The sequence below is a fragment of the Dendronalium sp. ChiSLP03b genome (assembly GCF_034531165.2).
In the GTDB taxonomy this organism is placed as follows: domain Bacteria; phylum Cyanobacteriota; class Cyanobacteriia; order Cyanobacteriales; family Nostocaceae; genus Dendronalium; species Dendronalium minutum.
Window position 1 is genome coordinate 11,938 of record NZ_JAVRBR020000038.1, and the last position, 13,016, is coordinate 24,953.

Sequence of the window (13,016 nt, forward strand, 5' to 3'; positions counted from 1 at the left end):
AGCAGCCCTAATCTCTTATCCATTTCAAAACCTTCGGGTCTTTGTTGTAGCGGTAGGTCACATTATCCCTTGTAGTGATAGGTTTTTCTTGACTAGCCCTAGTTCTGATGGTGCTAAGAGAATAGTCTGTTAATGTTTTAAGTTCTTTATGAGAAAGTCCTACAATTGTGGCTGTAGCTGCTGATGTTTCTGAGTTTACTTGGAATTCATTTTTTGGGGAAATCTCTATTGTGATTTGCTCATTGTGTGATGGTTTATTGGTAATTCCTTTTTGCAATTGATAATCTTGTATAGAAACAAGTTGCCAACTAGATTCTTGTGAAAGTTCTAATACCCATTGATGATAATTAAATAAACTTTCTCTATGACCAACACTGATAAAAGTTGTTTTCGTTTCTTGTAACTGTTGATATAAATTACCTTCGTTGTTTAAATCTAAAGCACTCGTCGCTTCATCTAAAATAGTAAAACTAGGATGTGTAATTAATAGCCGTGCAAAAGCGAGGCGTTGTTGTTCTCCTAACGACAATATATTTTCCCAAGGAACTTCTTTATCAAAGCCATCTACACGGGTAAGCAAGTGTTGCAGCTTAACTTGTTGCAAAATGTGTTCGAGTTCGCGATCGCTCATTTTCCGGTTTGTATGCGGATAGAGTAACTGTTCGCGTAAAGTCCCTAAAATAATGTAAGGACGTTGGGGTAAGAATAAGACATTTTTTAGCGGAGGACGCACCAGACGACCAGTTCCCGCATTCCACAAACCTGCGATCGCTCTCAACAAAGAACTTTTACCCCTACCGCTAGGGCCAACAATCAATAACCCCTCGCCTGGCTGAACAGCAAGTGACAAATCTTCAACAATCACCTGCTCATAATCTGGCGTTTGTAAAGTGACATTCTCAAAGGCTAAACGTTTTTCTTCTAAGACTTTAATAGTATTTACATTTTCTGGCTGTTTACTAACAGATTCTAAAGCATCTGAAAACTGGGCTAAACGCTTCACATAACCAGAAAATCGCCCGGACAACCCAAATTGAGCTATTAACTCTCCCAGAGAATTAGAAAACATAAAGCAAGCAAAACTAACTTGGTTAATTTCGCCAAAATCAATTTTATCCTGAATAAATAAAGGAGTAAGGATGAACATTGAAAATACCCCAATCGCAGATTGATATGCTCTACCAAAAGCATCTTGTCCTCTCTCCCAATTTAGTCTGCGTTCAGCAGTTTTCAGAACATTATCAAATCGGCGATGAATGATATTTAATTCTTCCTTTTCTCCCTGAAAAAAAGCAATCGATTCAGCGTGATTGCGAACATGAGTTAAGCAATAAGTAAAGTCTGCTTTAAACGCTATTTCTTCTTGATTAATTTTAGTTAATGTTTGATTTAAGTAAACAGCTACTAAATTACCTATAATTAAATAAATAACTAAATATATTGCGATTTCTGCGGAAATTGTCGAGAGAATTATTATAGAACTTCCCATTTCCAGAACTTTTTCTAGGAAGGTAGTAGAAAAATTCAAAGCAGTGCTGGTAATAGGTTCTATTTCTTGAGCTAGGCGTTGGTCTGGATTATCTATATCATATTTAAAATTAACTCTATAATAGGCTTGATTACTCAAATATTTTTCTAAAATATGATTATTTAGCCATTTATACCAGTCAAGAGTAATTTTCTTTCTAATATATCTCAAAAAAGTTACTATCAGAACTGTAGCTACAACAATGAGACTAGAAAGCAATAAAGTACTCTGATATTTATCAAGGTCTCTTTCTTCAATAACAATATCGAGTACATAGCGATTCCAGTAGCTATTGGCAGCATTTATAACTACAAATCCAACTATTAATAATACTAAGAGAATAAGCATTCCCCATGAGCGAATCACATCTGAAAATGCTCTTCCTTCTGCTTTTGTTGGATACCAATAAGGTTGAGCAACTACTTTGACATCCTTCCAAAATTGAGTTAACGCTGAAAAAGGATTTGTTGTGGTTTGCTCGCGCACAGATGGAGTTTGCATATTCTAAAAATGTAGCCGTTATTACTTACACTAGAAATTTTGAAATGGCCTTTGAGAATTAAGTTAAACTCAGAGGCCATTTTTCCTTTTAAAGATTGAAGACTTTTAGCTCCTCATAAAAAAGGGGAGAATCAAATCGAATGCACTAGATCGATGGTTCCTCATCAACAATTTCGATTGTTTTCGGAGCAGGGCCTTCTTCAGGCTCAGTAATGACTACTGGGCTAATATGGTGTTTCAGTTTGAGTTTTAGGTCATCTGTAATGGGTAATTCTTTAATTTCTTTGAGAAGAAATCTCACAGATTCGGTTTTGCTACGTTCTGTATAGATGAGTTTGAGAACGTTTTCAATTCCATATCCCGTTATAGTTTCTCCTACAACGCCTACCAGTCCAAGCAGTCCTAAACCTCCTAAGAGACCCAAAGGCCCACCCAGCGATGAAAGCATAGTGACAACAGCCGCAACACTACCGCCTGATGTAGCCGTTGCAATCACGAAAAGTATGCCAGGAAGACCTAAACCAGCAATTTTTTTGACGAGTTCATCCATTGTACTTACCTAAAATCCTCATAAGGTGAAAACATGAGTAAGAAAGTGATTTTTAATTTCTTTTATAAAGAAAACAAAAATCTGATTTAGCCCAACAAAAGACTACACAATTCGTCTATTTGTTGGCTATTTTGAGCAATCATTCGATGGGCTACAGTTTGTAGCTGACGAGTATTTTGGAGTTTGATATTATCTATTGCTTCTAGTTCCTCATCTAAAAATATTTGAAACCGATAATAAGAACTTTTAGCTTCTTGATCGCTAGGTTCAAATAACCGTTCCAATTCTCCGGCTACAACTTCACTACCACCATCAAATACAATATTTAAAAGTGGTCTTCCCCATTGCAAGAGTCCCCAATTTTTAACTTCATTATAAGGATAGGCACTTGTTAACGAACCTGTACCTAAAGAAACTACTAAGATATCTTCTGTATTGAGGACTTTGTTTGCTGCTTTTTTATTACTAATTTGTGCTTCTATAATAGCTAAATGGGCTGGGTTATTAGCATAAACCCCACCATCAATTAAAGTATAGACCTTGGCGCTATTGTGAGAATCTACAACACGATGAGGAGCAAAATAAGTCGGAGTGGCGGTAGTTGCTAATGCTGCATCTAGTAGTGAAAAACCCCCACATAACTTGCGAAAATTCTTAGATTCTATCTGTTGTTTTTCTAGTTGGTTTGTAAAAAATATTGGAATTCGTTGCTCGATATCGTAACTAGTTACAAAAACTTCTTTGAGATTATTTTCTAGTGGAATGTTACCAAAATATTGCCTGAAAATTTCTTCTTTGCTTTCGGAAGGATATTTTGGTTGGAGAAATATGTCTTCTATTGGGCCAACTAGTCTTTCAAACAATGGCTCATAAAATATTTCTACCCCATACTCAAGAAATAGTTGTAGGAGATCCTCAGCAGTGTATTCAGCTAATGGCTCATTATCAGATAGCTCTGAACTTAATCGGGGTTTAGTGAGTCCAAGTGCCAAAATTCCGCCACTGGAAGTGCCGGCAATTAAATCAAACAAACTAAATATAGGCTTTTGTGTACGCCTTTCAATTTCTGCTAACAGAAGCGCTGGGATAATACCCCGAATACCGCCTCCATCAATGGCAAGTATTTTATATTTGGGTTTGGCTGTTGGCTCCATAGTTTTTTGTGATTTTTCCTGAGCTAATGTTTGTACTTCTGCTTGTTGAATATTGGTTGGAACTTCGTTTTGGCTAGTTTGGTCTATTTTGGGTTCTTCAACCTGTGGTAAGGGAACGATCGGGGATGAAATACTATCGGATTCTTCGCTGTTTGTTTCTATCTGTTGAACTTCCTTTAGTTGGCCTTCGTCGCCACTGACTACTGATACCGTTGCTGCTAATAAATTTGTGGTTAGTGTTGAGATATCCTCTTCGGGAGTAACTACTGTCTCAATTTGGATCTCGTCTTGAATATTTTCTTGATTGGATGATGGCTCTATAAACGGAACTATATTGGATGATTGTGTTGCAAATGGAATTTGTGCTAACTCCCAACTAGGATTACCACGGAAATTTCCTTGATAGGACTTTCCAGTTTTGTTTTTGACTGTTGTTCCTTGCCCGTCATCTAATTTCCAGTAAGCCACTAATCCTTCTTCATCCCCGACTATTAGCCCACAACGATGGGTCTGGATTTGTGTCTGAGTACAGGGATAATTCCAAATACTAATGTTAGCTAATTGTCCTTTGAAATAGACCTGTTTGTGTAAAGTTGCACCCAGAGTTATAGAACTTGTTGCTTTGTTTAAAGATAAACCTCTAAGAGAATCAGTGTATTTATTATCATCAAGATATACTGTTATTTGGCCACTATTAAAAACAATGGCAAAAAAGTGCCATTGTCCTATAGTTAATTCCCCTTGACCGAAGGTTTTGATACCCTTGCTAACACTTTCATCAATATAAACATCTAAGCTTCCTGTTTCACTGATACCGAATTCAAAATTATCGCTGTATCGTTCTGAAGAACGGGCGAAAAATACATTCCGCGTTCCGTAACTAGTGGCTTTATTTGTTAGTTGATAAGGATTTACCCATCCTGAAACTGTAAAAGCTGAACTCCCTTGAGCAAAAACACCGCCAATATCGTTTCTGCCAAAATCTATATAATCATCTACCCCATCAAATGTCAAAACTGTTTGTGTATCTGCTAGGTTTGTCACAAGGATTTAATCTCCAAAGTTAAATAATTTTTAATTTAAAATAAGCTATTAAAGATTAATAAAGTTAATATGACAATCCCACTACCTCTTTTCAAAGCGTAGGGGATATAGACGCGATCGCGGCTACTTTTCTCTACAGAATGCTATTGCAAAGGTGTTTTTCAACTGAGTACCTGTAGGGTGAACGATAAGAAAAATATACAATGCTCAATGCCCTAATTTTTATTATTCAGTAATACTTCCGCGATCGCCTGCGAAATAGGATAGTGTGGTGAATATATCTCCATCCAGAAAAACTCCCCGACTGGGTTAACTTCGAGGAATACGTGCTGACCATCGGGGGTGACAATAATATCAATCGCTCCGTAGTTTAAGCCAAACTCAGCCATGAGTTTGAGCAGCTTTTTCTCAATATCTTCTGGCAAGTTGTAGGGTTGCCAATTTTTAACTAAGGCTTTCCCTTCTTTGCGCCAGTCGTAAGTAGATCCTTCCAAGCTTTGGGAGTTTACTGCGGCAGTAAATACGCGGTGTCCGACAATCGTTGTCCGCAACTCCAGCGCCTTCGGCACGTTTTCTTGAAACGTCATCGGACAAAAACGCAGTCCTTCCATATTCTCCAGATCGTCAGCTGTAACTGGAGTGGTAAATACAACGTTTTCTCGCCCTTGGTCATCATAGATAGCAAAGGAAGAAAGCATCTTGGTGATTATCCCTTGCGGACAATCTTGAGCAAATTGCTTGACTGCTTCGGGATTGTTGGAAGTCAGAGTGCGTGGAGTTAAAAGTCCAACTTCTTTGGCAACTTTCAACTGTAGTTGCTTATTATTAGCCCGATCTACATTGGACATTTTATCGAAGTGGAATCCCTGGAGGCTGGCAATCATCCCCCTGACAGTGACGCGACATTCCTGAATTGACGCATCTCTGTATTGCTTGTCCATTGAGTCGGGGATTTTCTGCCCGTAGCGCATCCGCCGATACCAAACTGAAGACACCTCACTTAAATCGAGCTTTTGTTCGCCATCAGTAATAATTACTCGTTCAGTATCACCGCAGTAAATATCTAGTTTGACTTCGGTAGGATATCTGTCTGTGTCAAACCGAAATGCTTTTTCTCCTCTAGCCTCAATTTCTTTGATGACTAGAGGAATGCTTTCGTTATCGTTGCTAAAGGTAACTATTAATACGGTCATGATTAAATGTTGAGTGTTGAGTGAATTTAAGTAGCGACTGTCTTAAAAGTCAAGCGCTCGTTCACAAAAAACCGGGGCTGGGAGCATTGAAAGAACTAGAGAACACGGAAACGTTAAGGCGGAAGTTGCTACAGGCTACGCGAAACACGGAAACGTCAAGGCAGAAGCTGCTACAGGGAAGGCGGAAGTTGCTACAGGCTGCGCGAAACACGGAAACGTCAAGGCGGAAGCTGCTACAGGGAAAGCGGAAGTTGCTACAGGCTGCGCGAAACACGGAAACGTCAAGGCAGAAGCTGCTACAGGGAAGGCGGAAGTTGCTACAGGCTGCGCGAAACACGGAAACGTCAAGGCAGAAGCTGCTACAAGGAAGGCAGAAGTTGCTACAGCGAAATAAACAGTGTAAAGTACTATTTATTCTGGGAAAGAAGAGCATCTGCGATCGCATTTGCAATTGGCAAGTCTAAATCTTTCTCTAGCATTCCCCACTCTCCTGTGGGGTTGATTTCCAAAAAGACGTATTCGCCTGATGGTGTGAGGATAAAATCGAACGCTCCATAGGAAAGCCCAAATCTTCCAATAAAGGCTTGGAGACGACGAACTACTTCATCAGGAAGCTGGTGGTGTTGCCATGCACCAACATCAACACCGGGTTTACGCCAATCAACTTTGGCTGCTGCATACACATCTGCATTTAGCGCCCCTACAAAAACATTACCATTTACATACACCACCCGTAATTCCTGCTGCTTGGGAATTTGCTCTTGAAAAACCATTGGGCAATAGCGCAGTGACTCGGCATCTTGTAAATCTTCTTCCTTGACGGTGCTGGTATAAAGAAAGAATGAGGAGTTAGCTTCCATACTGCGGGAAAGAGTAGTTAAAAGCTTGCTCACCATTTTGCCGTTGACTTTCCTAAAAAACTCTCGTGCTGCTTCAGCTTTATTGGTGACAAGAGTCTGGGGAATAACAAAACCTACCTCAGACGCAATCCGCAGTTGACGCAGCTTGTTATTTGCATAATTTATCCGCTCTAAATCATCTATCCAACGAGCTTCCTTGAGGCTGTCCCAAAAACCATCTAAAGTTGCTTTTGATTCTCTAATGCAAGCTTCTCGGAACTTGGGAGCTAATTCTTGACTCAGTGTTGGTTCCCAAATGCGGCGCATCCACACAGCTTGCACTTGCTCTGTGCTGATAGAGTGGTTGTCATATTCTATAGTATGGTAGCTTTTAGTCTTGTCAAAATATGCTGTTAATTGTACTTCTAGGGGAAATTTGTCAGTATCTAGACGAAATGGTTGCGCCCCTTTTTTTGACAAGGCTTCTGCCACTCTATCTATTGTGAAGAAATCACCACTGTGGCTGATTAATAAAACAACATCACGAGACAGGTGCATAAAATATTTTCTTTTAGAATTTTAAGAGGTAGATTTTAAGGAATACCTCAAAAAGTTGTTCTCTTCTCTTCTCCAGATCCCCGACTTCTTTAAGAAGTCGGGGATCTTAGGGCGATCGCCTCCATGTTATGGGTGAGGTAATGTGAAAGCGATCGCGTTCCCAAGAGTAGCTAGCAGTTATCAAATAACTGCTAGCTACTCTCTTAATTTCCGATGAAGAACACTGTTACTTATTAATCTTCAAAATCGGAAGGATACTTGAGAGTGTAGACAGAAGGTTTATCTGACTGCTCAGCTACTTGCTCTTCCAAGAAACGAGCAAAGAATGGAACTGCTTCGACGTTTGCTGGTTTGACTGTGTTTGTAGACATGATATTATTCCTTGATATTGGTTGTTAACCAGGAATAGCAGTTATTAAATAACTGCTATTCCCTTACTTTCAGATGCAGAAGACCAGAATTACTTGTCTTCCAAATCTGAAGGATACTTGAAAGTCCAAGGAAAAGAAGGAGTTTCTGTTCCTTCAGTAGCTTGCTCTTCCAAGAAACGCGCAAAGAATGGTACCACTCCGACATCCACTTTTTTGATTGTGTTTGTAGACATGGTGTTTTTCTTGAAAAAAATTACTTTTGCATTTAAATATATATCAGTAATTAAATATGTATGCAAGGGAATTTAAGACAGTTAACAAGTAATTATTTGAAGAGATTTAAGACAGTTAAGACATTTAAGACAGTTAAGCGGACAGTTAAGACAGTTAAGCAAAAAATACTTAATAATTAGCAACATTTAGTAATTAATAGCAAACTATAGCAATCCTATTTGATTTGTGAAAATAAAGAATATCAAATCACCAATTTCTTGAAACTGTAAGTGTTTCCTTCCTACATAATTATGTTCGATAATTAAACTGGATTCCTTATATAGCAGTCTAAATCATGCTAAACAACAAAATGCCCAACTTTTTTAAAAAGTCGAGCATCTGAGAAAGCGCAATTTTTACAGTTATGTCTTGTACCGGACTTGGTTTGTATAGCTGTTATTTATAATCGCCAAGTCTAGGTGCAAAATGTAAGTACAAATTAAAACAAACAATTATTCTTTCACAGGCGATAGTTCAGCAGACTGAACAGACCGAAGCTGGTAGTTCTCAAAAGAAGCCTTTTGCTGGGAATCCTGCGCTTGAGATATGAGAGGCTGATAAACAACAAGTTCATAGTGGAGCCGATTACCTTCTAACTGATATTTTGTACTCAGTAGCCGATTTTCAACTCTAAATTGACTGTAGAGCTTGTCACCCAACCACCAAGCATCAATTAGAGTTCCATCCTTCTCATCAATCGCAAAGTGGTCAGCATTTTGATTTTTAGCAACTAACTCATAATTACGTACTCGCTTTTTTGCCCCTGTTCCGTAGGTGATTTGCCAAGCGTAGCGCATTGGATTTTGAGAGAGTGGTTTAATTCGGAGCGTCATTGGTACAGTTTGAGACTTGCCTTGTATAGTGCGATCGTACATGATGCCGCTCCACGTACCTTGCCAATTCTGAGGAAAGGAATTACTCGACAGCGCAGCAGTTGGTATGATACTGATGCTTACGAATATTAAAAAAGACATCAATATCCCAACGAGGAAACTGCGCTTTAGCATAAAAAACTATTCCATACTAATAAATACATCTTAGTATGCTCAAGATGTATTTATTAGTATAGAGTTATCTCTTAAGTTGGCGATCGCCGGGAGTATCCACTTTTAGAAGAAACACTGGGCGATTGGAAATCGCCGCTATATAAATTATGACTTTTCACGAGATTTGGATAGTCAAATAATCTTAGCCGTCATACGGTAAAACACAATTGTGAGACTAGACTTGACATTTAAACGTTTGGCAAAATTTGGTTTATATTAGTCTCTTACAAAGGGTGGCCGCTAAACTCTTACCCATTTCAACACCTTGGGAGCTTTATCATAGTGATAGGTAATGCCGTCCCTTGCTTAACCTTCGACTACAGCGCTGACGGCTGAAAGCGTTCCCGAAGGGTAGAGTAGCATTCCCAAAACCCTTGCGATTGCTTCACTTCACTTCATTGTGTACCCTGCGGGAAGGCCTTCCGCCAACGCAATGACATATTACAAGTAATTTAGCCGACATGATATCAGAGGTTTGGAGAGGGGTTTTCCAGATCCCGTGAAAAGTTGGGGGAGCGATCGCAGCAAAATAAATTATCCTGATAATTTATTTGTCAAAAAACCTAATTTTTACTCATATATCTCAGCATAGTTGCAAAACTCGGCAAATTGGCATTACAGCTTGCTCTGGTTTTAGTATCACATTAAAAGTAAAGTATTTTTAGTCGTTAGTACTTATATATGCAACTGAGGTTATTTGCTCACATATTAACAGGGGTCGCAACAGCTTCTGTGATTTCAGCTTTAGCTTTGGCAGTTGCCACTATTACAAGCAACCAGCCAAGTTATGCTCTAAGAAACAAATTTTTTTGCGACCAGGAAGGCGGTATACCTGTCACCAAGGTACGCACTTCAAGGGGAAATGAGACATTCATTCGTTGGATAGTTCAAGATTTTAAAAATTTTCCACCTGCAAAGCGCTGTCAGATTGTTTCTGCTAAGTTCCAACGCTATTACGATAACGGTTCGCTTTTAATCACTAGCAGAGATAATTTTAATAACTATCCAGTTTTGTGCATTGTCAATCGCAAAGGCGCACCTTGCACGTCACAAAATGTACTGGTCACCCTCAAACCAGGAACTGATACAGGAAGAGTTTTGCAGCAGATACTTGATTTTCGTCGTGGTGTTGGCAGTTCTGTTGTTAATTTGAGTGGATGTCAAACTTTCACCTACGACGAGCAAGGTGATTTATATCTTGACGTTAAGCAACTTGTAGACGCTACAGAGTGTGGTGAATCGACTTCTATTACTAACACTCCCAAAACAGAACCTGTAGAACCTAGCTTTTAGTTTGCAGTTCTTTGGGGAGTTTACTTGAAGATGAATCGGCAATGGCTAAGAAGCAAACTTGGATATACAGTGTGTTTGATGGTTTGTCTTGGTGGTATTTCGTTAGCGCTGCCGAGACAGCAAAGCAATTCTAGTGAATCTACCAAATTTTTGCGATCGTCAACTCCCCTTTCGGTCAAGCAATTGCAGCAATTGTCAAAGACAATTACTGTCAAAATATCTGTAAAAGAGTTACTAGGTTCAGGAACTTTGCTGCAACGAAAAGGACAAATTTATACAGTAATCACCAATGCTCATGTCCTGAGAGCAGCAAAACCTCCTTATCAAATTCAAACACCAGATGGGCGTGTCTATCAAGCTTCTGTATTGCAAGTTGCGGAATTTCAGAAGGACGATTTGGCTGTATTACAGTTTCGTAGCTCAGATGTAGTTTATTCAGTAGCTAATGTCAAAGATACATCTAGCTTGCAAGTTGGCGATGAGGTTTTTGTCGGTGGATTTACCTCTAATGTAACTGCTCAAAAACTGTCTGCCCAAACAGATAAAGACTTTATGTTTACCTCTGGTCGTATTTCCCTGCTGCTAGACAAAGCTTTAGACCAAGGCTACCAGATTGGATATACCAATGATGTCCGTAAAGGAATGAGTGGGGCACCATTGCTAAATAGACATGGTGAAGTGGTGGGTATAAATAGCTTACATAAAGACCCAATTTGGAATACACCAGAAGTTTATCAAGACGGTTCCCAGCCTGAGCAACGCTTACAGGAACTCATTACACGCTCTAGTATGGCTGTACCCATTAGGGAACTTCCAAATGAATAAATCATCACTGTTAAAGCAGAGGGGTAAAGGGGCGCAGGGGGCAGGGGAGCAGAGGGGCAGGGGGAGATTAAGGTGATATTAATGTTACAAAATCATTGGGAGAATCAATTATGAGGGTTGCTGATGGACTTGGGGCAGTATTATTTGGTGCAGCAATTGCGATTGTACAGCCGCAAGTCGCCACAGCGTTGACAGCTACACAAGTTAGTGCGATCGCTGAACAAATTACAGTCCGCATTGATGGAGCAAATACAGGTTCTGGAGTAATTATCGATCGCCAAGGCAATAATTACACTGTTATTACTTGCTGGCATGTAGTACAACTCCAAGGTAGCTACACAGTCTACACACCAGATGGTAAGCAATACACCATCAACCACAGCCAAGTGAAACGATTAGCAAATGTTGATTTAGCAGTATTTCAGTTTAGTAGTAACCAAAATTACCGTATTGCAGAAAAAGGAAACTCTGAACAAGTAAAATTGGGTACAACTGTTCATGTAGCAGGTTATCCTCAAGGAACATCAGACATAGATTTTCGTAGCGGCTCAATTTCTCGTCTGGTAACAAAACCAAAAGATGGTTATGCGTTTGTTTATGACGTGGGTGGTTTTCCAGGGATGAGTGGAGGAGCGATACTGGATGAACAAGGGAAATTAGTAGCAATTCATGGACGCGCTTCAACTTATCCAGACACGGGTGCTACTAATGTATTTGGAATTCCACTGAAAACTTATTTGAGTCTTGTGCCATCCATATTATCTACACAACCAATTGCCACCGCACCAACTCCCAAGCCACAAAATACGCCTATACAACCAATTGCCACTGCAACAACTCCCAAGCCACAGGATATCCCACTATCAGCACCACCTGTTAAAACTTCATTACCTGTAAATGTCAACAATGCCTCTGCTAAATTTGCTCTGCTACAAACGCTGACTGGGCATTCTGAAAAAGCCATAGGTTCTAACATCAAAGGACATGTGACATCAGTGGCATTTAGCCCAGATGGTAGAACTTTAGCTAGTGGTAGTTGGGACAAAACAATCAAAATATGGGATGTCGCCACAGGGGAAGAAATTCGTACTCTCCAAAGTAATTCTTATTGGGCTGAGTCAGTGGCATTTAGCCCAGATGGCAAAACCTTAGCTAGTGGCGGTGGTATCTTTGACAAAACTATCAAACTATGGAATTTAATCACAGGTCAAGAAATTCGTACCCTCAAAAGTAATCTTGATACTGTGACATCAGTAGCATTTAGCCCAGATGGCAAGAGTTTAGCCAGTCGTGGTGATTACTCAACAATCAAAATATGGGATGTCGCCACAGGCAAAGAAATTCGTACTCTCAAAGGTCATTCTGGTGTGCTTTGTTCAGTGGCTTTTAACCCAGACGGCAAAACATTAGCCAGTGGTAGCGGTGATGGCACTATCAAATTATGGAATGTCGCTACTGGAGAAGAAATTAGTACTCTCAAAAGTAATTCTTATGTTCAATCAATCGCCATTAGCTCAGATGGCAAAATTTTAGTTAGTGGTGGTGATTGGACTATCAAAATATGGGATCTTATTAATAAAGAGGAAATCCGTACTCTTAATAGTTATTATAAAGTTAATTCCGTTGCCATTAGTCCAGATGGGAAAATTTTAGCTAGTAGTAGCGGAGACAATACTATTAAAATATGGGATATTGCCACAGGACAAGAAATTAGTACCCTCAAAGGTCATTCTGATTTGGTTACGTCAGTGGTATTTAGCCCAGATGGCAAAACTTTAGCTAGTGGTAGTTGGGACGCGACTGTTAAAATTTGGCGGTTATCTGAGTAGTTATTTGATAGT

Annotated in this window: 11 protein-coding genes; 3 read left to right on the top strand and 8 right to left on the bottom strand. The window is 39.5% G+C overall.

The window, feature by feature from the left end; genetic code table 11:
- Positions 1-7: 7 nt before the first annotated feature.
- From RMY31_RS08835 to RMY31_RS08870, 8 genes are all read right to left on the bottom strand, one after another.
- On the bottom strand, positions 8-2,029 hold the full coding sequence (locus tag RMY31_RS08835) for an ABC transporter ATP-binding protein/permease (protein ID WP_322663233.1): 2,022 nt from the start codon (positions 2,027-2,029) through the stop codon (positions 8-10).
- A gap of 145 nt (positions 2,030-2,174) precedes the next feature.
- On the bottom strand, positions 2,175-2,579 hold the full coding sequence (locus RMY31_RS08840) for a hypothetical protein (RefSeq protein ID WP_322663231.1): 405 nt from the start codon (positions 2,577-2,579) through the stop codon (positions 2,175-2,177).
- A gap of 86 nt (positions 2,580-2,665) precedes the next feature.
- Positions 2,666-4,777, bottom strand: coding sequence for a patatin-like phospholipase family protein (locus RMY31_RS08845; RefSeq protein WP_322663229.1), 2,112 nt, complete (start codon positions 4,775-4,777; stop codon positions 2,666-2,668).
- A 215-nt stretch (positions 4,778-4,992) separates the two neighbouring features.
- On the bottom strand, positions 4,993-5,970 hold the full coding sequence (locus RMY31_RS08850; RefSeq protein WP_322663227.1) for an MvdD family ATP-grasp ribosomal peptide maturase: 978 nt from the start codon (positions 5,968-5,970) through the stop codon (positions 4,993-4,995).
- Between the two features lie 407 nt (positions 5,971-6,377).
- A complete protein-coding gene (locus RMY31_RS08855; protein WP_322663225.1) occupies positions 6,378-7,367 on the bottom strand; it encodes an MvdC family ATP-grasp ribosomal peptide maturase in 990 nt (329 codons plus the stop codon).
- Positions 7,368-7,600: 233 nt separating this feature from the next.
- Positions 7,601-7,738 carry a microviridin/marinostatin family tricyclic proteinase inhibitor gene (locus RMY31_RS08860; protein ID WP_322663223.1) on the bottom strand — a complete coding sequence of 46 codons (138 nt, stop codon included), beginning with the start codon at positions 7,736-7,738 and terminating at the stop codon, positions 7,601-7,603.
- Between the two features lie 89 nt (positions 7,739-7,827).
- The gene (locus tag RMY31_RS08865) at positions 7,828-7,971 is read right to left on the bottom strand and encodes a microviridin/marinostatin family tricyclic proteinase inhibitor (protein ID WP_322663221.1); all 144 of its coding nucleotides are present in this window, start codon (positions 7,969-7,971) and stop codon (positions 7,828-7,830) included.
- A 492-nt stretch (positions 7,972-8,463) separates the two neighbouring features.
- Positions 8,464-8,985 (bottom strand): hypothetical protein, encoded by a 522-nt coding sequence (locus tag RMY31_RS08870; RefSeq protein ID WP_322663219.1) that lies wholly within the window; start codon positions 8,983-8,985, stop codon positions 8,464-8,466.
- Positions 8,986-9,738: 753 nt separating this feature from the next.
- Between RMY31_RS08870 and RMY31_RS08875 the strand changes: the two genes are divergently transcribed.
- From RMY31_RS08875 to RMY31_RS08885, 3 genes are all read left to right on the top strand, one after another.
- Complete coding sequence (locus RMY31_RS08875) at positions 9,739-10,350, top strand: COP23 domain-containing protein (RefSeq protein WP_322663217.1); 612 nt, start codon at positions 9,739-9,741, stop codon at positions 10,348-10,350.
- Positions 10,351-10,380: 30 nt separating this feature from the next.
- Entirely contained in the window at positions 10,381-11,175 is a 795-nt protein-coding gene (locus RMY31_RS08880; RefSeq protein WP_322663215.1) for a serine protease, read from the top strand.
- A 110-nt stretch (positions 11,176-11,285) separates the two neighbouring features.
- Positions 11,286-13,004 (top strand): trypsin-like peptidase domain-containing protein, encoded by a 1,719-nt coding sequence (locus RMY31_RS08885; RefSeq protein ID WP_322663212.1) that lies wholly within the window; start codon positions 11,286-11,288, stop codon positions 13,002-13,004.
- Positions 13,005-13,016 lie beyond the last annotated feature (12 nt).